The organism is Streptomyces sp. NPDC048171, from assembly GCF_043202655.1.
In the GTDB taxonomy this organism is placed as follows: domain Bacteria; phylum Actinomycetota; class Actinomycetes; order Streptomycetales; family Streptomycetaceae; genus Streptomyces.
This window is the reverse complement of the sequence record NZ_JBIDAU010000012.1, coordinates 214,705-237,216: the sequence shown is the minus strand read 5'-3', so window position 1 is coordinate 237,216 and position 22,512 is coordinate 214,705. Positions and strand designations below refer to the sequence as shown.

Genomic DNA, 22,512 nt, shown 5'->3' with positions numbered 1-22,512 from the left:
CAACGATGTACAACTCCCCCACCTCGTACGCCCGTCGACACGGAGCCCTGCCCCCGCGCGGCCCTTCACGGGACCGGCGGCCCTGAAGGATCCGAGTCCACAGTCAGGAGACCCGCATGTCCGTCAGCAGACGCGCCCTCCTCGGCACCGGCGCCCTGGCCCTCGGCACGGCGGCGCTGGGCGCCCCGCTCGCCACCTCCGCGGCCGCCGCCACATCGAGGGCGTCCGGCTCGCTCGCGCCGGACGCCCTCCGCAAGCTGCCCGCCGGCAGCGTCACCGCGCGGGGCTGGCTCGCCGGTCAGCTCGGACTCCAGCTCGACGGCCTCTGCGGCCGGTTCGAGAGCAAGTCGCACTTCCTCGACTTCTCCGCGACCGGCTGGGTGCACCCGGAACGCGGAGCCTGGGAGGAAGTGCCGTACTGGCTGCGCGGATACGTGCCCATGGCGGTCGCCACCGGGGACCGGGACGCGCTCGCGCGCTCGCACACCTGGATCGAGGCGATCCTGGCCACCCAGCAGAGCGACGGCTTCTTCGGGCCGCGCGCGCTGCGCACGTCACTGAACGGCGGTCCGGACTTCTGGCCGTTCCTGCCGCTCCTCCAGGCCCTGCGCACGCACGAGGAGTACACGGGGGACGAGCGCGTCGTCCCCTTCATGACCCGGTTCCTGCGCTTCATGAACGCCCAGGGCCCCGGCGCCTTCAACACCAGCTGGGTCTCCTACCGTTGGGGCGACGGCCTCGACGTCGCCCTGTGGCTGCACCGCCGCACCGGCGAGGCGTTCCTGCTCGACCTGGCCACCAAGATGCACACCCTGGGCGCCGACTGGACGGGGCCCACACCCTCCCGGCACAACGTCAACATCGCGCAGGGCTTCCGTGAGCCCGCGCAGTACGCGCAGGTCACCGGCGATCCGGAGCTGATCCGGGCCACCTACCGGGCCTACGACCGGGTCATGGACGTCTACGGGCGGTTCCCCGGCGGCGGCATGGCGGGCGACGAGAACTACCGGCCCGGGTTCACCGACCCCCGGCAGGGCTTCGAGACCTGCGGAATCGTCGAGTTCATGGCCAGCCACGAACTGCTCACCAGGATCACCGGCGACCCGGTCTGGGCCGACCGGTGCGAGGACCTGGCCTTCAACATGCTGCCCGCCTCCCTCGACCCGCAGGGCAGGGCCGTCCACTACGTCACCAGCGCCAACGGCGTCGACCTGGACAACCGGCCGAAGACACAGGGGCAGTTCCAGAACGGCTTCGCCATGCAGTCCTTCCAGCCCGGCGTCGACCAGTACCGCTGCTGTCCGCACAACTACGGCATGGGCTGGCCCTACTTCACCGAGGAGCTGTGGCTGGCCACCCCGGACGGCGGACTGGCCGCGGCGATGTACGCCCCGAGCGAGGTCCGCGCGCAGGTCGCCGGGGGTACGACGGTCACCGTCACCGAGGACACCGGCTATCCCTTCACCGAGACCGTCGCGCTGACCGTGTCCACGCCGCGCCCGGTCTCCTTCCCGCTGCGCCTGCGGGTGCCGGGCTGGTGCGACGGTCCGGAGATCCGCGTCAACGGCCGCTCCGTCGCCGCGGCGGCGGGGCCCGGCTGGGTCACCGTGCGGCGGACCTGGCGCAGCGGCGACCAGGTGTCCCTGCGTCTCCCCCAGCGGACCACGCTGCGCCACTGGCCCGACCAGCACGACGCCGTCAGCGTCCAGCACGGGCCCCTCACCTACTCCCTCCGGATCGGCGAGCGGTACGAGCGGTACGGGGGCGACGACACCTTCCCCGAGTACGCGGTGCACGCCACCTCGCCGTGGAACTACGGTCTCGTCGCGTCGCCCCGCCTGGAATTCGCCCCGGCGCGCGGTCCCGTTCCCGACAATCCCTTCACCCACGAGACGGTCCCGGTCCGCATCAGCGCCGAGGCCCGCCGCGTCGAGGAGTGGATCGCGGACGACGAGAATGTGGTCGCGCCCCTGCAGGCGGGGCCGGCGCGCAGCGACTCCCGCGTCGAGACGGTCACGCTCGTCCCCATGGGTGCCGCGAGGCTGCGCATCACCTCGTTCCCCACGGCCACGCCGGACGGCAGGGCCTGGACGCCCGAACCCCCGTTCCGGCGCGTCCAGAACAAGCACAGCGGCAAGGTCCTCGCCGTGGACGGCATGTCGCTGGAGAACAGCGCGCGCGTCGTGCAGTTCGACAACTCCGGTACCAGCGACCACGCCTGGCAGCTCGTGGACCGCGGTGAGGGCTGGTACCTGATCCGCAACGGCAACAGCGGCAAGGTCCTCGGCGTCGACGGGATGTCCACCGCCGACAGCGCCCGCGTCGTCCAGTACGAGGACAACGGCACCGCCGACCACCTCTGGACCCTGGTGGACGACGGGGACGGCTGGTACCGCATCCGGAACCGGCACAGCGGCAAGGTCCTGGGTGTCGACGGCATGTCGACCGGCAACAGCGCGCAGGTCGTCCAGTTCGACGACAACGGGACCGCCGACCACCTCTGGAAGTTCGTGTGACGCGACGGGAGTGAGCTTTTGCCGCGACTGGGTTGACGGCGGATCAGTGAAGTGGTGCGCGAGGTCTGGACAGGCGCCGAAGGGCGTGTTGTCATTCCGCTGACACAAGCTTTCCAACGTTGCAAAGATGGCTTCCGAGGAAGGGTCCGATGACGAGACCACCCACCCGCCCACGAGCCAGAGTGTGGGCAATCCTGACAGCGGCGGCCCTGGTGCTGCCCACGAGCGGCCTCACGGCCTCCGCCACGGCCGCGGAGGCGGCCACCGGCACCTCCGCGGTGCGGGCCGAGCAGGACGGCCCGGCCGCCGTCCAGGTGCAGGGCCTGAAGGGCGAGTACTTCAGCATGTCCGCGCCGGGGGCGAGGGACTTCGCCGAACTCGGCGGTACCGTGCTCGACCCGCAGGTCAACTTCTCCGGCCTGACCAGCACCTTCCAGGAGCTGACCGGCAAGACGGAGCACACGACCGCCCGCTGGACCGGGCAGATCGCGGCGCCGGCCACCGGCGACTACACCTTCCACGCCATCGGCGACAACGGCTTCCGGCTCTTCGTCGACGGCGAGCCGGTCATCGACCACTGGCAGCCGGACTGGGACAACGAGCAGACCAGCGCGGCGGTCCACCTGAAGGCGGGTGAGAAGCACGACTTCCGCCTGGAGATGTTCCAGGACACCGGCGGCGCCAACATGTTCCTGCGCTGGTCGACGCCGACGATGGACAAGCAGCTCGTGCCGATGTCGGCGTTCACCCCGCCGGACGACTTCGAGGTCTACCCGCTGGAGCTGAACGTCGGCGAGGACGGCCGGCAGGTGCGGGCCCGCTTCGAGGGCAGGGTCGGCGAGGTCAAGGGGCTGGCGGAGCACCTGAGGCTCGAGGCCGACACGACCCCGATGCCGATCAAGTCGGTGCGGGTGGCGCCCGGCGACCGCAACGCGCTCCTCATCACGCTCGCGGAGCCCATCCAGAAGAACCAGCAGGTCAAGTTCTCCTACGACGGTGAGGGCGGCCTCACCGACGGCGGCGGGACGGTGCCCCAGGTCGTCCGCTACGCGGAGAACGAGTCCACCCAACGGCTCACCACGCCGTGGGGCGACCGGCTCGACGAGAAGAACCCGCTGCCCGAGTACCCGCGCCCCCAGCAGGTACGGTCGAAGTGGAAGAACCTCAACGGGCCGTGGCAGTTCAGCGCCGCCGAGGCCGGGGAGCAGCCGGTCTTCGGCAAGAACCTCGACGAGAAGATCATCGTGCCGTTCCCGGTCGAGTCGCAGCTCTCCGGCCTCGAGCGGCACGAGGACCACATGTTCTACCGCAAGCTCGTCGAGGTGCCGAAGAGCTGGAAGGTCGGCGGGAGCGAGAAGGCGGGCAACCGCCTGAAGCTCAACTTCGGCGCCGTCGACTACCAGGCACGCGTCTTCGTCAACGGCAAGAAGGTCGCGGAGCACACCGGCGGGTACAACGCCTTCAGTGCCGACATCACCGACGCGCTGAAGGGCAAGGGGCCGCAGGAGGTCGTCGTCGCGGTGACCGACACCGGCGGCGCCAACCAGCCGATGGGCAAGCAGTCCCGGAACCCCGGCGGCATCTTCTACACCCAGTCGTCCGGCATCTGGCAGACGGTGTGGATGGAACCCGTCGCGCGCGCGTCCGTTGACAACGTAGTCACGACTCCGGACATCGACACCGGCAGCCTCGCGGTGACCGTCGAGTCCGGTGACGCCTCCGGCAAGGCACGGGTCGAGGCCGTCGCACGTGACAAGCGAGGCAAGGTGGTCGGCAGGGTCAGCGGGCCGGCCAACGAGAAGCTGCGGCTGCCCGTCGCGAAGCAGCACCTGTGGAGCCCCGACGACCCGTACCTCTACGACCTCGACGTGAAGCTCGTCGACGGCAGGTCGACCGACCGCGTCGGCGGCTACTTCGGCATGCGGAAGATCAGCGTCGAGAAGGTCGGCGGGTTCCCGAAGCTGGTGCTGAACGGGAAGCCCGTCTTCTCTCTCGCCACCCTCGACCAGGGCTTCTGGCCGGACGGTCTGTACACGGCACCGAGCGACGACGCGCTCGCCTTCGACCTCGAGGCCCACAAGAAGCTGGGCTTCAACGCCGTACGCAAGCACATCAAGGTGGAGTCACCGCGCTGGTTCTACCACGCGGACCGGCTCGGGCTGCTGGTGTGGCAGGACTTCGTCTCCGGGAACTTCCCCGACGAGTCCGGGCAGCAGGCATTCGTCGAGCAGGGCACGGAGATGATGCGGCAACATCACAACTCGCCCTCGATCATCGGGTGGATCGTCTTCAACGAGGGCTGGGGCGAGTGGAACCGGGAGGCCACCGGCCGTCTCGCCGAGTCCGTGAAGGCCGCCGACCCGTCCCGGATCGTCAACGCCCACAGCGGTGTCAACTGCTGCAACTCCAAGGGTGACTCGGGCAAGGGCGACATCATCGACCACCACGACTACAACAACGAGGATCCGCCCTTCCCCGACGAGACCAGGGCCGCCATGGACGGCGAGCACGGTGGCTTCACGCTGCGCACACCGGGGCACATGTGGCCGGGCGCGCCGACCGTGATCTACAGCGGCGTGGCCGACAAGGAGGCGCTGACCCGCAAGTACGTGGAGAACACGGAGGAGTTCTACCTGGCCCAGGCCGGTGCGGAGCTCTCCGGCTCGGTGTACACGCAGATCACCGACCTGGAGAACGAGCTCAACGGTCTGTACACCTACGACCGCCGGGAGATCAAGGTCGATCCGGACCGGGTCCGCGAGATCAACCGCAAGGTCATCGCGGCCGGCGCGGCCGCGGGCGACCGGGAGCCCCTGACGGGCGGCGGCAGCTGGTCGCTCGACGAGGGCTCCGGCACCACCGCCGCGGACGGCGGGCCGGGCGGCCGGGACCTGAAGCTCGCCGCGGGCACGGCCTGGACCCCGGGCGTCAGCGGCAGCGCGCTGAAGTTCGACGGTCAGGGGCAGTCCGCGCAGACGGACGGGCCGGTGCTCGACACCACCGGCAGCTACTCGGTGTCCGCCTGGGTACGGCTCGACGCGCTCCCCGGCAACTACGCCACCGCGGTCAGCCAGGACACGCGGCGCCAGGCGAGCCCGTTCTACCTCCAGTACGGTCAGGGCGCCTTCGCCTTCAGCACGCCCGGCGAGCAGCGGGCCCGGATGGAGACCACTCCGGAGACGGGCCGCTGGTACCACCTCGTCGGCGTACGTGACGGGGCGGACAACCGGCTCAGCCTGTACGTCGACGGTGAGCCGGCCGCCACGGCGGCCGCCGGACCGGCCTACCCGAGCACCGGCCCGCTGGCCGTGGGCCGCGCCCAGTGGGGCGGCGACCCGACGGACTTCTGGAACGGGGCGGTCGACCAGGTCCACGCCTACGACAAGGCCCTCGCCGCCGAGGAGGTGAGGGCTCTGTACACCGAGGAGAAGCCGTAGGTTCCCGGCTTTCCGAGGTCCCGGCGGGAAGCGGGTTCGCCCCGCTTCCCGCCGGCTGTTCTCAGTGGACCGGGCCGACCGCCACGTTGTCGAAGGAGGCACCGGTGTCGAAGACCCGGACGCCGTTGGCACCGCTGCGGTACGTCCCGTCGGTGACCGAGATCCTCGGAGTCGTCATGTCGTCCACGAACACCTTGATGGAAGAGCCGACGGCCGTGACCCTCACCCGGTGGGTGGACCCGGGGTCGATGGACGTGTGCGCGGTCGCCAGCGGTGTCCAGGAGTCGGCGACCCGGCCGAGCACGACTCCGCCGTCCCGGCGGAGTCCCGCGTAGTACCCGGTGTAGCCGTCCACGCCGACCGACGGCCGGGTCACCCGGAAGGTCAGGCCCGCGTCGCCGTTGCCCGGGCCGAGGCGTACGTCGGCGTCGTAGGTGAAGTCGGCGAAGTCGGTGTCGAGAAGTGCCTTGCCGCCCAGTGAGTGTCCCGCCCGGTAGCGTCCGCCGTCGGCCGACCAGGAACCGCCGTAGGTCCGCCAGCCGAGGGCGTTGTCGTCGGCGAAGTTGTCCCGCACGCCCATCTGGATGCGGCGGATGGTGCCATCTGCGTTGAAGTGCAGGCGGTCATATGCGAGTTGGCGGTGGTTTCCGTCGGTCTCGCTGAGCGGGCGGCGATGGTAGACGATGTACCAGATGTCGGTACCCGGCACGTTGATCACGGAGTTGTGCCCTGATCCCTTGGCGACCGCGGGGTCCTGGGCGAGCACCCTGTCGATCTTCTCGAAGGGACCGGTCGGTGAGTCGGAGATCGCGTAGGAAACCGAGTAGTCGGGTCCGGTCCAGCCGCCCTCGGACCACATCAGGTAGTACTTGCCGCCCCGTTTGAACATCTGGGGCCCCTCGACGTAGTCCGCCGGGGTGATCTCCTTGTACGTCGACCCGTCGGCGAAGGTGCCGAGGCTGGTCATGTCCCGGTTGAGCTTGACGACGTTGGCGTGGCCCCAGCCTCCGTAGTACATGTAGGCCTGCCCGTCGTCGTCGATGAAGACGTCCTGGTCGATGGGCTGGGCGCCGTTGTGGAAGCGGGAGACGAGCGGGCCGCCGATCGCGTCCTTGTACGGCCCCTCGGGGCGGTCGGCGACGGCCACTCCGATGCCGCCGGTCTGGGAGTCGTTCTGGATGTCGTTGGCGGCGAAGTACAGGTAGTACTTGCCGTCGCGCTCGATCGGCGCCGGTGCCCAGAGCGCGTACTTCGCCCAGGAGACGTCGGCCGTCTTCAGGACCTCGCTGTGTTTGGTCCAGTGGACCAGGTCCGTCGAGGAGAACGCGTCGAGGTAGGTCTGCTCGGCGTAGCTCTTGGAGGTCGTCGGGAAGACCCAGTACCGCCCGTCGTAGCGGGCGGTGTCGGGGTCGGCGTACCAGCCGTCGACGAAGGGGTTGCCGGCCTCGGAGGTGGAGTACTCGGGGGCGGCGACGGCGGCGGAGGGCGAGAGCATCGCGATCAGTCCGGCGGAGAGTAACGATGCGCAGGACTTGGCGACGAGACCGGTCGCTTTGACGGTGGTCATGGCTGGGCGTCTCCTGTCGGTCGGTGGTGGGGGGTGCACCGGCCGGCGGGTGGACGTAACACCGGCCGTGGAAACCGGACGCGGCAGCCGGGGCGAGTGAGGCACGGCTGCCGCGTCCGGGGCTCTGTCACATCAGCCGGCGTCTGCGCCCCAGCCAGGTCTGGGCGATGACGACGAGGGCCAGGAAGGCGCCGCTGACGACGAGTTGGTAGGAGGAGTCGAGGGAGCCGATCTGGTTGATGACGTTCTGGATGACCTTGAGCAGCAGGACGCCGACGAGCGAGCCGCTGACGTAGCCGAGGCCGCCGGTGAGCAGGGTGCCGCCGATGACGACGGCAGAGATGGCGTCCAGCTCCATTCCGTTGCCGAGGATGGTCACGCCGGAGGCGAGCCAGGCGGCGTTCAGGGCGCCGGCCAGCCCGGCCAGCAGCCCGGAGAGGGTGTAGACGAGGATCTTGGTGCGGGCGACCGGGGCGCCCATCAGGGCCGCCGCGTCCTCGTTGCCGCCGACCGCGTACACGTGCTGGCCGAAACGCGTGCGGCGCAGCACCACGGCGCCCGCGCCGAACAGGGCGAGAGTGATCCACACCGGGTTGCCGAGGCCCAGGGTGCTGCCCTGGCCGAGTTCGGCGAGGAAGGAGCCCTTGGCGATGAGGTACGTGTTCGCGCCCTCGTCGGTGATGGCCAGCATGAGGCCGCGGGCGCCCAGCATGGCGGCCAGGGTGACGATGAAGGGGGCGAGGCGGGAGCGCGCCACGAGCAGTCCGTTGACGACGCCGATCAGTCCGCAGACCGCGAGCGGCAGCAGCAGGGCGACCAGGGTGCCGTGGCGTGATCCCCAGGCGGCGAGGACTCCCCCGAGGGCGAACAGGGAGCCGACGGAGAGGTCGATGCCGCCGGTGATGATGACGAAGGTCATGCCGAGGGCGACGATGGCCAGGAACGCCGAACTGGTCGCCATGTTGGTGATGTTGTCGCCGGTGGCGAAGGAGTCGAAGGAGAACGACGCCACCAGGGAGACGAGCACCAGGACGGCCAGGGCGCCGTGCTGCTGGACCAGGGCGCTCAGCCGCTCGGACCGCGCGGAGCCGGCCGGCTCGGTGGCGTCCGTCGGTTCGTTGCTCGCGGTGACCACGGGCGCGTCCGTCTTGGTCACGCTCATCGCTTCCCCCGTCCCCGTGCCGCGTAGACGGCGCACACGATCACTATGGCCTGGGCGATCTGGGTCCACGAGGGCGGCAGATCGTGCTTGATCAGCGTGGCGGTGAGCAGCTGGATCAGGACGGCGCCCGCCACGGTGCCGGCGATGTTGACCCGGCCGCCGGTCAGGGGTGTGCCGCCGACCACGACGGCGGTGATGGCCGAGAGCTCCATCAGGTTGCCGAGCGAGGTGGGGTCGCTGGCCTGGAGCCGGGCGGTCGCCAGCACGCCCGCCACGGCCGCGAGCAGGGCGCAGGCCACGTACACGAGGATGAGGACGCGGCGTACCGGGAGTCCGGCCAGCTCGGCGGCGGGGCGGCTGTCGCCGATGGCGAGGAGCTGGCGGCCGAAGGTGGTGCGGCGGACCACGAAGGCCACCAGCAGGGCCAGTCCGGCGGCGATCAGGATCAGGTACGGGAAGCCGAGCACGTCGCCCGAGCCCAGGGAGGCCAGTGCGGGGTTGCGCAGGTCCTCCAGCTGGGGCAGCAGCACCAGGGCGAGCCCCCGGCCGCCGACCATGAGCGCCAGGGTGGCCACGATCGGCTGGACGCCGATGAAGGCGACCAGCGCTCCGTTGGCGAGCCCGACGCCGGCCGCGAACAGCGCCACTACCAGCAGGGCGGGCAGCAGCCCGTATCCGAGGTAGAGGGCGGTGGCGGAGGCGGCCAGCGCCATCACGGCGCCGACGGACAGGTCGACGCCCTCGGTGCCGATGACCAGGGCCATGCCGAGCGCGACGATGATGACCGGCGCGACCTGGACGGCCTGGGTGCGGAAGTTCTCGGCGGACAGGAAGTGCGGGGTGATGACGATGTTGACGATCAGCAGCAGCGCCACGCCGGCGTAGACGCCGTACGTCTGCAGCCACTGCATGAGGCGGGCCTTGTCCAGGGGTGCGGTGCGGAGGGCGGCTTCAGCCATGGCTGACCGCCTCCTCGGCCGTGTCCCGCGGCGGGGCCTCGCCGGCGATGGTGCGCATCAGCCGGTCCTCGGTGACCTCGTCGCCGGTCAGTTCGCCTACGACCGCACCGTCCTTCAGTACGACCACGCGGTCGGACCCTTCGATCAGTTCCTCCAGGTCGGAGGAGATGAGCAGGACGCCCAGGCCGTCCGCGGCCAGTTCGTCCACGAGTTTCTGCACCTCGGCCTTGGCGCCGACGTCGATGCCGCGGGTGGGTTCGTCGAGGAGCAGCACCTTCGGGTTCATCGCCAGCCAGCGGGCCAGGAGCACCTTCTGCTGGTTGCCGCCGGACAGTTCGCCGACCTTCTGGTGGGGTGAGGATGCCTTGATGCGCAGCCGTTTCATGAAGGTGTCGACGACGGAGTCGACGCGGGACTCGGAGACCAGGCCGAAGCGGGAGAGCCGGGGCAGGACGGCGAGCGCGATGTTCTCCCGCACGGACAGACCGGGGACGATGCCCTCGCTCTTGCGGTCCTCAGGGAGCAGGCTGATGCCCGCCCGGATGGAGGCGGGGGTGGAGCCGCCGCGCAGCGGTGTCCCGGCCACCGTGACGCTGCCCGAACTCAGCGCCAGCGCGCCGGAGATGGCCTTGGCGGTCTCGGTACGTCCGGAGCCGAGGAGACCGCCGAGACCGACGACCTCGCCGGGCCGGATGTCGAGCGAGACACCGTGCAGCTTGTGCCGGACGGACAACTCCGCTGCCGACAGTACCGGTTGGTCGTCGGCGATCAGGTGGTCGCCGGAGAACTTGGTCTGCCCCTCCGCGCGCACCTCCCCCAGTTCGCGGCCGAGCATGGTCGACACCAGGTCGATGCGGTCCAGGTCGGCCAGGTCTCCGTGGTGGACGCGGCGACCGTCGCGCAGCACGGTGACCTTGCTGCACACGGCGTACAGCTCGTCCAGGCGGTGACTGACGTAGATGACGGCGATGCCCTGGTCGCGCAGGCGGCGGATGACCGAGAACAGGGTCTCCACCTCCCGCGGTTCGAGGGAGGACGTCGGTTCGTCCATGATGACGACCCGTGCGTCGGTGGCGACGGCGCGGGCCAGGGCCACCATCTGCTGGGCGCCGACACCGAGGGTGCGCAGCGACTGGCGGACGTCGACCCGCACGCCGTAGGTGCGCAGGATCTCGCCGGCCTCGCGGTTCATGCGGGCGAAGTCGAGCAGGCCGAGGCGGGTGCGGGGCTCGCGGCCGAGGAAGAGGTTGCGGGCCACGCTCAGCAGCGGGATGAGGTTGACCTCTTGGTAGATGGTCGAGATGCCGGCCTTCTGCGCCTCCAGCGGGGTCTCGAAGGAGACCTCCCGGTCCTGGAAGGTGATGCGGCCGGCGTCCGGTCGGTAGACGCCGGTGAGGAGCTTGATGAGGGTCGACTTTCCGGCGCCGTTCTCGCCGATCAGGGCGTGGACCTCGCCGGCGTGCACGGTCAGGTCCACGTCGTCCAGGGCGCGGACGCCGGGGAAGGTCTTGCTCAGTCCGCGGACGGCGAGGACTTCGGCGGGGGGTGCCACCTGTGCCTCCAGGAAGTGTGGTGCGGGCAGGACGGCGGGGCCCAGGTGTCCCGGGCCCCGCGGAGGGTCAGTAGGCCTTGCCGATGTCCTGCTTGGCGTTGTCCGTGTTGTACGCGCCGTCCTCGATGACGATGTCCTGGGGCACCGCCTCGCCCTTGGTGAAGGTGTCGAGGGTCTGGAACGCGAGCGGCCCGAAGCGGGGGTTGGACTCGACGACCCCGCTGATCCACCCGTCGACGATGCCCTGGACGGCGTTGCGCGTGCCGTCGACGGTGATGATCTTGACGTCGCCGGCCTTCTTGCCGGCTCCCTTCAGCGCGGCCACCGCGCCGAGGCCCATCTCGTCGTTCTCCGCGTAGATCCCCTTGATGCCGGGCTTCGACTGTATGAGCTGCTCGGTGACCTGCTGGCCCTTCTCCCGGGCGAAGTCACCGGTCTGCTCGAACACCACCTTCAGGTCGGGGGCCTTCTCGGCCACGCGCTCCTTGAAGCCCTTGGTGCGCTCGGTGGTGACGTTGTTGCCGGCCGCGCCGAGGAGGATGGCGACCTCACCCTTGCCTCCCGTCGCCTCGATCATCTGGTCGGCGGCGCGGCGTCCCTGCTCGACGAAGTCCGAGGCGATGAAGGAGACGTAGTCCTTGCAGGCCTCGGCGTTGATCTTCCGGTCGATGGTGACGATCGGGACCTTCTTGGCGGCGGCGGCCTGGAGCACCGGGTCCCAGCCGTCGGAGTTCAGCGGCGCGATGACCAGCAGGTCGGCGCCCTTGGCGAGCAGGTCCTGCACGTCGGTGATCTGCTTGGAGAACTGCGACTGGGCGTTGGCGGTGAGCAGCTTGACGCCCCGCTTCTTCGCCTCGTCCTTGATGGACTGGGTCTCGGCGATGCGGAACGGGTTGGCCTCCTTCTCCGACTGGGAGAAGCCGACGGTCGCACCCTTCAGGTCCAGCTTCTCGGCGCCGTACGCGTCGATGGTGCAGGTCTTGCTGCCCGGCTTCTGCTCGACGGCCTTCTGCTCGGCGCCGGCCGCGGACGACCCGGACTGCTTGCTGTCCGACGCGTCGTCCTCCGACTTGGCGCAGGCGGTCGCGGTGAGGGCCACGGCGGCGGCCAGGGCCACGACGACCGGGCGGCCGAGGAGGTGTGGACGGTGAGTGGTGCGCTGCATGGTGACCCCGATCCGGGTGGCGCTGAAAGGGAATTGGGGAGCCGGACTACGTGCGACGACTACTGCTTCTCCCCCTGCGGAGGACCTTGTCCGGTCCGCCGCACAGAGGTTTTACATCGTTGCAAGGATGCTGTAAACCCCCCGTGCGCGACCTGCGATCAGAGCGTGCGGCCCGAACTCGCTTTTCAGGCGGTCCCGTTCACCGAACCCCGGCGAACACGCGGCGGCCTCTTGACTTGCTGCCGCCGTTCCGCCGAGACTGGGTCATCGACGCGAGTGACAACGATGTCAGCTCGACCGACGCCTTGCTGAACGGCCCACCCGCCGGGTCGGGTCGGGGCGCGTAGCTCAGACGCCTTCGGCGCCGCGGCCCAGCGTGCTCTCCCGCTCCACCAGCCGGTGGTCGGCCAGGAAGCGGCGGGGTTCAGCCGGTTGGCCGCCCAGCCGGGCCAGCACCGACTCCACCGCGAGCCGGCCGATGGCCTCCTTGTCCGGCGACACCGAGGTGAGCGTCACCGCACCGAACCGGCCCTCGACCACGTCGTCGAATCCGACGACCGCGATGTCCTCCGGCACCCGCAGCCCTCGCGCGTGCAGGACGCGCATCGCCCCGATCGCCACAAGGTCGTTGTAGGCGAAGACCGCGTCGGGCCGCCGGCCGGCCTCCAGGATCCGGGCCATGGCCGCCGCACCGTCCGCGTGCCCCCAGCCGTCGGTGGCGGCGACGAGTCCGTCGTCGGCCGGCAGCCCGGCGGCGGCCAGTTCCTCGCGCCAGCCGCGCACACGCAGCTGGGCGGGTTCGCTGCGACCGAGCCGGTCACCGATGAACGCGACCTCCCGGCGGCCGAGGCCGATCAGGTGGCGTACCGCCGCGCGGGCCGCCGCGACGTTGTCGATGGCGATGTGGTCGTAGGGCAGGTCGTAGTCCCGCTCGCCGAGGAGCACCAGCGGCACGTTCTCCGTGCGGTCGCGCAGGTCCTCCGTCTCCAGTTCGATCGGGCTGAGGATGAGTCCGTCGATCACCCGGGCCCGGAAACCCTGGCTGACCAGGATCTCCTGCTCCCGCAGCCCGCCGGTGTGGTCGAGGAGCACGGTGTAGTCGTGCGCGGCGGCCGCGTCGATGACGGCGGCGGCCAGCTCGGCGAAGTAGGGGTTCCCCAGCTCGGGCAGGGCGAGCGCGATGATGCCGGTGCGCCCCTTGCGCAGGTGGCGTGCCGTCAGGTTCGGCCGGTATCCCAGCTCGTCGATGGAGCGCTGGACGCGCTCCCGCATTCCGGCGGTGACGTAGGGGTAGTCGTTCACCACGTTGGAGACGGTCTTGACGGAGACCCCCGCGTGCGCGGCGACGTCCTTGAGGCTGACCCGCACGTCGAATCCCTCCGAAGCGTCCCCACTCGGTGTTCGGTGCGGGGCGGGTGTCCCCACGGTGAGCCGGACTCCAAGCCCCTGGGCACGAGTTTACAACGTTATACAGCTCGTCTCCCGGCGCTGACAAGCATGGCGACCGGCCGGCACCGCACTATCCGGGATGGTCGCACACCCCGCCGGGAGGCGGGCCGCACGGGCGTGCTACTCGAAGAACTTGAGGCTCCAGCCGTTGTCGTTGTTCGGGCCGGGGACGTTGGCGCGGCTGTAGGTGGTGTTCCCCCACCAGGCGAAGGTGCCGGTGTACCAGTACCGGTTCTCCCAGGAGTACGGCGTCCCCTTCGGCACCGCGTGGAACATCAGGGGGAAGCGCGGGCCTGCGGGCGGGCTCGTGTTGATGTCGCCGTCGAGCAGCACGAAGGTGTGGTGGCCGGGTCCGTTGACGTGCAGCGTCGGGTCCCAGCCCGACATCATGGTGGCGCGGTTCGAGCCGAAGAGGCAGCCGTTGGACTTGTACCAGTCCCACACGTACGTCGGATCACCGCCGGCCCGCAGCCGCAGGTCGGCCAGGCAGTACTGGTCGCTCCAGCTGCCGTTGGCCGAGTACGCGATGTGCAACTGACCGTTGGGGTCCTTGATGGGCTCGGGCCCCTCGTTGATGTACGGGTTGCCGACCACCCGCTCCCAGCTCTCCCGGGGCTGCGAGATGACGTGGCGCGCGCCGGTGGGCGTGGTGGGGCTGCTCATCCGCGCGATGTACAGGTTCTGCTCGACGTTCGTGTCGCCCGCCCAGCCGGACCACACGAACCATCGCTGCCCGTTGAACGTGAACAGGGTGCCGTCGATGGCCCACTTGTCGTCCGGCAGCGCCAGCTTCGTCTCGGCGGTGTATCCGCTGTCCGGGGAGGCGGAGCTGATGACGTACATCCGGTGGGCGGCGCCGCGGCCGGCCGAGAAGTAGATGTAGTAGCGGCCGCCGTCCCGCACGATCTCGGGGGCCCACACCTCCCCGCGGTTCCCGGTGTCCGACCAGACCTGGCGGGCGGGCGCCGACGCCAGTGCGGCCGTCGACGGGGCTTGGCGCACGACGATGCCGCCGCCCGCCGACTGCACGGAGACGTAGGTGCTGCCGACGCGCAGGACGCTGGGGTCGGCGGCGCGCAGCCCGGTCTGGTCGGCGGTGGCGGGCTCGGCGGACGCCAGGGACAGCGCGGCCGCGAGGATGCCGGAGAGGCCGAAGGCGACGGCGGCGTGGAGCAGGCGAAGAGGTTTCATGGTCCCGTTCCCTGATCGGTCTCCTGTTCGACGCCGGGCCGGCCGTGGCGTGACGGGTCGGGCCTGGCATCCGGTCAGCAGCGGACCGGCGGAGTCTGTGGGGTCGGCCCGTGACCGTCGAGCGGGTTGTCCGTGCGGTCGGCAAGAGCGTGGAGGGGGTGCGCCGAGCGGCTCGCGTCGGACATTTACATCGATGGAAGTCGGCTGTCACAGGATCGCGAGGGGTGCTGAGCATGTCAATACCCACCCCCGCCGGCTCGGTCCGGCAGATCGACCATGCCGTGGCCTCCCTCGACGTGGGAACTGACCGACGACGAGGTGCGCCCCCTGGAGGCCCCGTGGGCGGCGCGGCTCCACGGTGTCCCGCACGGACCTCCGCGCCTGAGCGCTCCGCGTGCGTGCCGCCGCCGTCCGGCCCACCCTGAGACCATGAGCGAGCAGCCGATCGTCATCTACCCCGCCGGAGCGGACAGCGGCAGACGCGTCCGCATCAACGGTCACTTCGTCGGCATCGCTTACACCACCACCGACATCGCCGCCTTCGTACAGGAGGCCGGGTTGCAGGATTTCGACGACATGGACGTCGTCCGGTCCAAGGGCATCGAATGGCGGGGCGGGGGGCCCGACGAATGGGACACATGACTGCGCCGCCGGGCTCCCCACCCGCCTACCATGCGTCGTGTCCCAGCGCATCTTCTGCTGGGCCGGACCCGGGTCGGACGGCCGTCACACCGCGTAGGCGGTGCACGAGGTGCGGTCGACCCAGATGTGGGCGCTGATGCTGTTGTTGGCGCTGCCGAAGATCGGGTCCTCCATGAAGTAGTCGTCGCTGAGGTTGGAGGCGTAACCCTCCGCTCGGCTCAGGCATATGTGGGGGTTGAAGCCGGAGAAGCTGGTGCGGGACGCGAAGAACTTGACCTCCGAGTAGCGGCCCATGTTCAGGACCGAGGAGGCCCTGTTGTCGTCGGAGCCCTGGAAGCTGCTCGCGGAGTCGCCCCAGTCCTGGTCGTTGCCGACCGCGAGGCCGAGCTGTCCCTCGCAGTTGGCGCCGTTGTAGGCGTACATGTAGCCGGCGCGCGCCGATTCGTAGTTGTCGGCGCAGGTGGCCGCCGGGGCGGCGGACGCGCCGGGCACGGGGCCGAGAAGGCTGATGCCGGCGAACACGGCCACGGCGGCCGCGGCAGACGTTTTGCGCATGGTGGATCTCCTTGGGTGGGTGTGATGGCGATGCGGTGTCAGGACAGGACGTCTTCGGCCTGGCGCAGGGCGTGCAGGCGCATCGTGCGGTAGGCGTCCCGCTGCTTCACGTACCTCTTCAGTACGTTCTCCCGGTACGAGGTCTCCAGGGCGCGCATGGTCCGGGCGAGGGAGGTCTTCCCGGCACAGGTCGCGTCGACCACCGCCAGTGTCCTGTCGAACCTGTGGGCCTCGGCGGACGGCATGTCCGCCGTGGCCCGGGCACGTTCCTGGCGGAGCCGGCCTGGGTCGTCGAAGGGGCGGCCGGCGTCCTTCATGCAGCGCGCCCACTGTGCGACCGGCTTCGTGAGCCGGCTGTCCTCCATGAGGTCCCGGCCGTAGAGCGGCAAGATGCCCTCGATGGTCTTGCGGGCGGCGAACCATTTCTCGGCGTCACCGTAGAGCGTGGAGCGTGCCTGGTTGGCACACCCTCCGCGGGGCGCGTCCACCGTGCCTGTCCCGCCCGGCAGTTCGGTGCTCATGCGTTTCCGGTGGTCGCCGTCCAGGGCGTTGTTGTACGCGGCTCGCTCCCGGGGGCGCAGCTTGTTGATGTGCACGGTGGTCGGGTCGGTCCTGCGGATCTCCTCGCCGCGTTCCTCGAAGACGCGGCCGTAGCCGTACTTCCGCGCCCAGTCCACGTCGTCGGTGACGTAGCGGCCGGCCTTGCGCTCGTCGACGCCGGGCACCGGCAACTCCCAGTACGGGTGGCCCTTCTCGGCCATGCACTCCTTCACGAGCCGCTCCTCGGCGCGCCCGATGCGGATCTCCTCCCGGACGGTGAGGTCCCGGACCTCCGTGTTCGAGACGGTCTGCCGTTCCGCCGAGGCGTGGCAGCCGGCCGCGCCACTCACCGCCGCGGCGAGGACGGCGGCGACGAGGGTCTTGTTCCTCACGGACGTGTCACCTTTCCCGGCCGGAGGATCGGCGGCCTGTGCGCCGGCACTCCGGACGTGCCGTGGAAGACCCTAGGGCGGTCATGGGGAGGCGGTTTTGTCGTGCGTGCGGAGTACTTTGCCGGGCGTGCGCGAAGGTGTGCGCCGCGCCGTCACCGGCCCGTGCGGGGCGGGCGAGACCCCGCGGTGACATGCCGGACACGCTGTTCAGCGCGAGGGCTTCGGGTCAGAATGAGGCCGGTATCCGTCCGTGCCGAGGGGGACTTGTGGGGGAACGGGCCGAGCGGCCAAAGGGGCGGCGCCATGACCGGCGCGACGGGAGGTCCGCCTCATGAGTCCGGTTCTGGACACGGCGTTCGTTTCGCCGCGGGACCGGGAGGAGGTGGTCCGACATGCCGTGTGGGAGTCCTTGGTGGCGGTCGACATCGACCACCGGCCGCCGGTCGAGGAGATCTCTGTCCGCATCGGGCTCGGCGCCGTCGGGCCCATGAGGTTCTGTTCGGCGCGGGCGTCCGCGGTCACCGTCCGGCGGACGGAACGGCTGGCCCGGCAGGACGAGGAGCCGGCCGTCTTCCTCGGCCTCCAGATGGCCGGGACCAGCCTCGTGGTGCAGAACGGCCGCGAGTGCGTGCTGCAGCCCGGCCAGTTGGCCGTCTACGAGTCGATCTCTCCTTACACGCTGCTCTTCGATAACGGTGTCGACCACCACTTCCTGCGCTTTCCCCGCTCATCGCTCGCGTTGCTGGACCGGCTGCTGCGGGAGACCGGCGCGGTGGCGATGGGGGCCGACAACCCCGTCGCGCCGCTCGCCTTCGGCTACTTCGCCCAGCTGGCCGTCACCGACGCCCTGCACCAGGGCGGGCACGCCGACGCCGTCGTGGAGCCCAGTGTCGAACTCCTGCGCGCGGTCCTCACCACCCAGTACGGCAACTCAGGTTGGGCCAAGGGCCCGTTGGAGGCGACGCTGGGCCTGCGGATCGCCCGGTTCATGCGGGAGCACCTGGCGGACGCCGATCTGTCGGCGGCCCGGATCGCCGCCGCGCACGGCATCTCCGTGCGCCACCTCTACGCAGTCCTGCCCCGCTCGGGCATCAGCCTGGGAGACTGGATCCGTACCCGCCGCCTCGCCGAATGCCGGCGGGAACTGGCCGGCCCGGCCGGTCGGCGGCGGACCATCGCGGCGGTCGGCCGCAGCTGGGGCTTCGTGAACGCCACGCACTTCAGCAAGGTCTTCAAGCAGGCGTACGGCATGTCGCCCCGGGAGTGGCGCGATCAGGACCGGGCCGGTACGGCGGATGGTTGAGCGGTTCACCCGAGTGCGTGCGGGGAGGCCGCGATCTCGCGATGGCCTCCCCGCACGGCGCTCGGTGCTCGGTGCTACGGTCCCGTCAGCTGACGGGGCGCTCCGAGGTCAGCACGTGCGGCCGGTGTACCAGGCGCCGTCGACACCGGAGCTGGAGCCGATCCAGGTCACGCCCGGGCCCACGCACTGTTCGCTGTTCGGCCCCCAGTCGTCGATCTCGATGATGATGCGTGAGCCGTCCGAGGTGCAGTGGTTGTAATAGGCATCGGAGGCGGTCTCGTAGAAGCCGCAGGGGTTCGCGGCGGCGGGGCCCGCGGTCAGGGTGACCGCGCCGGCCGACGCGAGGACGAGAGCGACGGAGCCGAGGGCACTGGTCGCGATACGACGAAGACGCAAGGAGAGCTCCCAACGGTAGGGGGATCGGCGTTCCCGGTGCAGGGTGTCCGCCGATCCGCTGTCGGTGTCCGAGACTCACAGCTCGGAGCGGACGTTTCGGCTCCTCCGGACACCGTTCACCCGCCGAATCGATTCCCTGCTGCGCCGACCGGTTGGACTTCTCCGCTTCCTGCTGCGCCGCTCGTCCGGCCTGTGTTGGCTCCCGGGTCATCCCTCCCCCGTCCCGTCCGGGCGGGCCCACGACCCCTTTGCGGACCCGCTCACTCGGGCCAGTCGGAGCCCTCGATGACCTCGACGAAGTCGGTGCGGCGGAAGCCGGGGACGAAGTGTTCGAGGACGTCCGCGTTCACCGTCCCGAACGTGGTGGCCGGACGGTGCCGGAAGCCCTCCGTGAAGGCGTGGAGGATCTGCCGCTTGAAGTCCGGGCGGGGGTGGGCCGCCGTGACCTCGTCGATCTGGGCCCGGGTGAGGTTGCCCAGGTTCAGCCCGAGCACGTCCGTCTCCACCCCCGCCGTGGTGGCCGCGATCTCCGGCGCCAGCTTGTAGGGCACCTCGGGCGTGGTGTGCAGGGCGACGGCCGTCCAGACCGTCTCGGCGTCCGACACGGACGCTCCGCCGGCCAGCAGGAAGGCGCGGGCCTGGTCGGCGCCGTCCATCTCGAACCGCTGGTCGTCGCCGCGGTAGGGCGGGACGAGCCCGGTGTCGTGGAACAGTGCCGCCACGTACAGCAGCTCGGGGTCGGGGCGGAGCCCGAGCGCGGCGGCCTGGAGGCTGCCGAACAGGTAGACCCGCCGGGAGTGGTGAAAGATCAGCGGTGGGGTGGTGGTGCGGATCAGCTCCGTGGCTTCACGGACGAGGGCGCTGTCGGGGATTTCGACGCCGGCGATCTTCTCACTCATGACGGCACTCCTTTGCAGAGGTGATCGGTGGTTCCACCCTGCGTCCGCCGGTGTCCGCGCGTCCGCTTCCGGATGGCCGACAACCCCTCCCGGACGGACACAGCCGCGCGGGGGCACCGCGGCGTGTCAGTGAGAGGCGCGCGAGGCCCGGGTACCCGCCCCGGTCGTGGTGAATCGGCGCTGGTACCTGGTCGGTGAGACGCCCAGATGCCGGGCGAAGGCGCGGCGCAGGCTCTCGTAGCTGGGGAATCCCGACCGGGCGGCCGCCTCCGTCGCGTTGTGCCCCGCGTCCAGCAGCGCCTTCGCCATGTCGAAGCGGATCAGCTCCACGTACCTCATGGGTGTCGTGTCCAGCTCCGTACGGAACATGCGGGTCAGGTGCCGCGGACTGACCCGCACCCGTGCGGCGAGGGCCCCCAGGCCGTGATCGGCCGTGGGATCGGCCTGTACGGCGTCCTGGATCTGCCGCAGGACCGGCGTGCGCGGGGGCGGGCCCTGGAGGGAGGCGGAGAACTGGGACTGCCCGCCCGCCCGCTGCATGTACACGACCAAGGAGCGGGCGACGCCGCGGGCCAGGTCCGGTCCGTGATCGTGCTCCACCAGGGCCAGCGCCAGGTCGATGCCCGCGGTGACGCCGGCCGAGGTGTAGAGCGCGCCGTCCCGTACGTAGAGCGCGTCGGGCTCCACGCGTGCGGCGGGGCAGCGACGGGCCAGCAGCGCGGTGTGCTGCCAGTGCGTCGTCGCCCGCCTGCCGTCGAGCAGCCCCGCGGAGCCGAGGATGAACGCACCGGTACAGATCGACGCGACCCGGCCGGACCGGGAGGCCAGCTCTCGTGCGGCGGCGGCGAGGTCAGGGGCCACCGCGCCGTGGGGCACCTGGTCGCCGCCCACGACCAGCAGGGTGTCGAAGGCGGAGCCCTCGGTGACGTCGGCGTCGACCGGGACGCGGACGCCGATGGAGGTGGCGACCGCTCCCCCGCCGACCGACACGAGGGTCAGCCGGTAGCGGGCCCCGTACCGGTTGGCCTCGGTGAAGACCTCGGCGGGCCCGGACAGGTCCAGCATCTTCATCCCGTCGAACACGAGAACGCCGATGCTGTGCTCATCCGGTTCCATCGTCCTCACCCTCGTCGCGGCTCTCTCACGGGAACGCGTTGTTCCCATTGTCCTCGCCGAAGGGGCGCGACCGGCGGCAGCCCCGGCTCAGCGGTCCGTTTTCGGCATCCAGCCGGGCGGTCCGAAGACGTGGCCGGCACGGTCCCGCCAGCGGGTGGCTGAGCGTACGTCGCGCCAGGTGGCCGCGTACTCGTGGAAGGCGACACGCAGCGGGTTGTAGGTGTCGATGTTCTTCGTCAGCCCGTAGACCACCCGCTCGCCCTCGGCCTCGAACGTACCGAAGAGCCGGTCCCAGACGATCAGGATGCCGCCGTAGTTGCGGTCCAGATAGGCGTTGTTGGAGCCGTGGTGGACGCGGTGGTGCGAAGGGGTGTTGAAGAGGAACTCGATCGGGCGCCAGAGCTTGTCCACGCGTTCGGTGTGCAGGAAGAACTGGTAGACGAGACTGATCGACTGCTGGAGCAGAATCATCCACGGCGGTACGCCGAGCAGGGCGAGCGGGAGCCAGAACGGCAGCGTGGTCATGGGTGTCCAGCTCTGCCGGAGTGCGGTGGAGAGGTTGAAGCGCACACTGGAGTGGTGGACGACATGGCTCGCCCACAGGACCCGGACGCGGTGGTGCGCGCGGTGGAAGACGTAGTAGGCGAGGTCGTCCGCGAAGAACAGCAGCACCCAGGTCCAGACGGAGCCGGGGGAAAGCTGCCAGGGCGCCAGGGTGTAGAGCCCGGCGTACGCGACGACGGCGACCGCCTTCCACGGCAGGCCGACGACCTGGCTGCCCGCACCCATCGACATGCTGGTGACGGTGTCGCGGGTCTCGTAGCCCCGTTCCTCGTCGTCCGGCAGGAAGCGGTACGACAGCGCCTCCACGGCGACCAGCAGCAGGAAGGCGGGTATCGCGTAGACGACGGCGGGTATCACTCCGGTCCTCCTTCGAGTTCGGTGGCGACGGGTGCGGTGGGCACACTGCGGGCGAGCAGGGCGCGTGCCGCGGCCTCCGCGCCCTGCTCGTCGCGCGTCCCGATGAGCGCGGCGAGCCGCACGTGGCCCTCGATGTCCAGCAGCTCGGCCGCGCGCAGCTCCGTCGGCACCTCACCGGCGATGAGGGAGCCGTCGACGAGGGTGTTGAAGGCGAGGAGGTAGGCGAGGTTTCCGGAGCCCTCCACGATCAGCCGCCACCACGCGACGTCCGCGGCGCCCAGTTCGGCGAGGTCCGGTCCGCAGCCGATGTACCCGGCCGCGGCGCTGACGATGTCGGCGGCGGTCTCGCGCGAGCAACGGGCCGCACACAGCCGGGCGGCGTCCGCTCCGAGCGAGGCCCGCATCTCCAGGACGTCCCGCCGCAGGTCGTGCGTGGGGGACCCGGTCGCGCGGGCGAGCTGCACGGCGAGGTCGAGACCGGCGGTGCGCCGCCAGTCCAGGACCCTGGTGCGTCCGCCGTGGCTCACCTCGACGAGCCGCGCCTGCTGCAACCGCTTGACCGCCTCCCGTACGGCGTGCCGGTTCACCCCGAACTCGGTGGCCAGCTCCCGTTCGGCGGTCATGGGCGCTCCGGCGGCGAGCGTCCCGCTCAGGATTCGGTCTCTCAGCAGCGTGAACAACTGGTCGGAGACCGCCTCACGCCGGATCGGCTGCTCTGTCATGGCCCAGAGCCTGAACCGTGTACGGCAC

Annotated in this window: 18 protein-coding genes; 4 read left to right on the top strand and 14 right to left on the bottom strand. The window is 70.5% G+C overall.

From position 1 onward, the window contains the following. The first annotated feature begins 116 nt into the window (after positions 1-116). Both ACGF3J_RS31415 and ACGF3J_RS31410 read left to right on the top strand, forming a co-directional pair. The gene (locus ACGF3J_RS31415; RefSeq protein ID WP_393855294.1) at positions 117-2,516 is read left to right on the top strand and encodes a beta-L-arabinofuranosidase domain-containing protein; all 2,400 of its coding nucleotides are present in this window, start codon (positions 117-119) and stop codon (positions 2,514-2,516) included. 149 nt (positions 2,517-2,665) lie between these two features. Then, on the top strand, positions 2,666-5,953 hold the full coding sequence (locus tag ACGF3J_RS31410) for a LamG-like jellyroll fold domain-containing protein (RefSeq protein WP_393855293.1): 3,288 nt from the start codon (positions 2,666-2,668) through the stop codon (positions 5,951-5,953). 61 nt (positions 5,954-6,014) lie between these two features. Here ACGF3J_RS31410 and ACGF3J_RS31405 read toward each other — a convergent pair whose 3' ends face one another. From ACGF3J_RS31405 to ACGF3J_RS31375, 7 genes are all read right to left on the bottom strand, one after another. Then, positions 6,015-7,520: a glycoside hydrolase family 43 protein gene (locus ACGF3J_RS31405; RefSeq protein ID WP_393855292.1), complete on the bottom strand. Its 1,506-nt coding sequence runs from the start codon at positions 7,518-7,520 to the stop codon at positions 6,015-6,017. 127 nt (positions 7,521-7,647) lie between these two features. After that, positions 7,648-8,682 (bottom strand): ABC transporter permease, encoded by a 1,035-nt coding sequence (locus tag ACGF3J_RS31400; protein ID WP_393855291.1) that lies wholly within the window; start codon positions 8,680-8,682, stop codon positions 7,648-7,650. Continuing rightward, complete coding sequence (locus ACGF3J_RS31395) at positions 8,679-9,641, bottom strand: ABC transporter permease (RefSeq protein WP_386928481.1); 963 nt, start codon at positions 9,639-9,641, stop codon at positions 8,679-8,681. Before ACGF3J_RS31395 ends, ACGF3J_RS31400 begins: the two co-directional genes overlap by 4 nt. Continuing rightward, positions 9,634-11,193, bottom strand: a complete 1,560-nt coding sequence (locus ACGF3J_RS31390; protein WP_161326076.1) for a sugar ABC transporter ATP-binding protein — start codon at positions 11,191-11,193, stop codon at positions 9,634-9,636. Before ACGF3J_RS31390 ends, ACGF3J_RS31395 begins: the two co-directional genes overlap by 8 nt. 67 nt (positions 11,194-11,260) lie before the next feature. Continuing rightward, on the bottom strand, positions 11,261-12,358 hold the full coding sequence (locus ACGF3J_RS31385; protein WP_386928485.1) for an ABC transporter substrate-binding protein: 1,098 nt from the start codon (positions 12,356-12,358) through the stop codon (positions 11,261-11,263). 348 nt (positions 12,359-12,706) lie between these two features. Then, on the bottom strand, positions 12,707-13,726 hold the full coding sequence (locus ACGF3J_RS31380) for a LacI family DNA-binding transcriptional regulator (RefSeq protein ID WP_386928487.1): 1,020 nt from the start codon (positions 13,724-13,726) through the stop codon (positions 12,707-12,709). A gap of 201 nt (positions 13,727-13,927) precedes the next feature. Beyond that, complete coding sequence (locus ACGF3J_RS31375) at positions 13,928-14,998, bottom strand: glycoside hydrolase family 43 protein (protein ID WP_393855290.1); 1,071 nt, start codon at positions 14,996-14,998, stop codon at positions 13,928-13,930. A gap of 429 nt (positions 14,999-15,427) precedes the next feature. Here ACGF3J_RS31375 and ACGF3J_RS31370 point away from each other — a divergent pair, with 429 nt between their 5' ends. Next, positions 15,428-15,640 carry a hypothetical protein gene (locus ACGF3J_RS31370; protein WP_161330440.1) on the top strand — a complete coding sequence of 71 codons (213 nt, stop codon included), beginning with the start codon at positions 15,428-15,430 and terminating at the stop codon, positions 15,638-15,640. Between the two features lie 84 nt (positions 15,641-15,724). On the opposite strand, the gene ACGF3J_RS31365 is transcribed toward ACGF3J_RS31370, so the two are convergent. Both ACGF3J_RS31365 and ACGF3J_RS31360 read right to left on the bottom strand, forming a co-directional pair. Then, positions 15,725-16,195, bottom strand: a complete 471-nt coding sequence (locus ACGF3J_RS31365) for a hypothetical protein (protein ID WP_393855289.1) — start codon at positions 16,193-16,195, stop codon at positions 15,725-15,727. A gap of 38 nt (positions 16,196-16,233) precedes the next feature. Next, positions 16,234-17,127, bottom strand: coding sequence for a hypothetical protein (locus ACGF3J_RS31360; RefSeq protein ID WP_393855288.1), 894 nt, complete (start codon positions 17,125-17,127; stop codon positions 16,234-16,236). Between the two features lie 331 nt (positions 17,128-17,458). Here ACGF3J_RS31360 and ACGF3J_RS31355 point away from each other — a divergent pair, with 331 nt between their 5' ends. Next, positions 17,459-18,430 carry a helix-turn-helix domain-containing protein gene (locus tag ACGF3J_RS31355; protein WP_393855287.1) on the top strand — a complete coding sequence of 324 codons (972 nt, stop codon included), beginning with the start codon at positions 17,459-17,461 and terminating at the stop codon, positions 18,428-18,430. A 108-nt stretch (positions 18,431-18,538) separates the two neighbouring features. Here ACGF3J_RS31355 and ACGF3J_RS31350 read toward each other — a convergent pair whose 3' ends face one another. The 5 genes from ACGF3J_RS31350 to ACGF3J_RS31330 form a co-directional block, all read right to left on the bottom strand. Next, complete coding sequence (locus ACGF3J_RS31350) at positions 18,539-18,826, bottom strand: DUF6355 family natural product biosynthesis protein (protein ID WP_161330437.1); 288 nt, start codon at positions 18,824-18,826, stop codon at positions 18,539-18,541. A 260-nt stretch (positions 18,827-19,086) separates the two neighbouring features. Further along, positions 19,087-19,725, bottom strand: coding sequence for an HD domain-containing protein (locus tag ACGF3J_RS31345; RefSeq protein WP_393855286.1), 639 nt, complete (start codon positions 19,723-19,725; stop codon positions 19,087-19,089). 126 nt (positions 19,726-19,851) lie between these two features. Next, positions 19,852-20,841 (bottom strand): GlxA family transcriptional regulator, encoded by a 990-nt coding sequence (locus ACGF3J_RS31340; protein WP_393855285.1) that lies wholly within the window; start codon positions 20,839-20,841, stop codon positions 19,852-19,854. A gap of 87 nt (positions 20,842-20,928) precedes the next feature. Then, positions 20,929-21,759, bottom strand: coding sequence for a sterol desaturase family protein (locus ACGF3J_RS31335; RefSeq protein WP_393855353.1), 831 nt, complete (start codon positions 21,757-21,759; stop codon positions 20,929-20,931). Beyond that, on the bottom strand, positions 21,759-22,484 hold the full coding sequence (locus tag ACGF3J_RS31330) for a FadR/GntR family transcriptional regulator (RefSeq protein WP_161330433.1): 726 nt from the start codon (positions 22,482-22,484) through the stop codon (positions 21,759-21,761). The genes ACGF3J_RS31335 and ACGF3J_RS31330 overlap by 1 nt, the downstream gene beginning before the upstream one ends. Positions 22,485-22,512: the final 28 nt, after the last annotated feature.

Coding starts and splice junctions, on each gene's coding strand:
- ACGF3J_RS31415 (WP_393855294.1), top strand. CDS start 117: ATGTCCGTCAGCAGACGCGCCCTCCTCGGCACCGGCGCCCTGGCCCTC.
- ACGF3J_RS31410 (WP_393855293.1), top strand. CDS start 2,666: ATGACGAGACCACCCACCCGCCCACGAGCCAGAGTGTGGGCAATCCTG.
- ACGF3J_RS31405 (WP_393855292.1), bottom strand. CDS start 7,520: ATGACCACCGTCAAAGCGACCGGTCTCGTCGCCAAGTCCTGCGCATCG.
- ACGF3J_RS31400 (WP_393855291.1), bottom strand. CDS start 8,682: ATGAGCGTGACCAAGACGGACGCGCCCGTGGTCACCGCGAGCAACGAA.
- ACGF3J_RS31395 (WP_386928481.1), bottom strand. CDS start 9,641: ATGGCTGAAGCCGCCCTCCGCACCGCACCCCTGGACAAGGCCCGCCTC.
- ACGF3J_RS31385 (WP_386928485.1), bottom strand. CDS start 12,358: ATGCAGCGCACCACTCACCGTCCACACCTCCTCGGCCGCCCGGTCGTC.
- ACGF3J_RS31375 (WP_393855290.1), bottom strand. CDS start 14,998: ATGAAACCTCTTCGCCTGCTCCACGCCGCCGTCGCCTTCGGCCTCTCC.
- ACGF3J_RS31370 (WP_161330440.1), top strand. CDS start 15,428: ATGAGCGAGCAGCCGATCGTCATCTACCCCGCCGGAGCGGACAGCGGC.
- ACGF3J_RS31365 (WP_393855289.1), bottom strand. CDS start 16,195: ATGCGCAAAACGTCTGCCGCGGCCGCCGTGGCCGTGTTCGCCGGCATC.
- ACGF3J_RS31355 (WP_393855287.1), top strand. CDS start 17,459: ATGAGTCCGGTTCTGGACACGGCGTTCGTTTCGCCGCGGGACCGGGAG.
- ACGF3J_RS31345 (WP_393855286.1), bottom strand. CDS start 19,725: ATGAGTGAGAAGATCGCCGGCGTCGAAATCCCCGACAGCGCCCTCGTC.
- ACGF3J_RS31340 (WP_393855285.1), bottom strand. CDS start 20,841: ATGGAACCGGATGAGCACAGCATCGGCGTTCTCGTGTTCGACGGGATG.
- ACGF3J_RS31330 (WP_161330433.1), bottom strand. CDS start 22,484: ATGACAGAGCAGCCGATCCGGCGTGAGGCGGTCTCCGACCAGTTGTTC.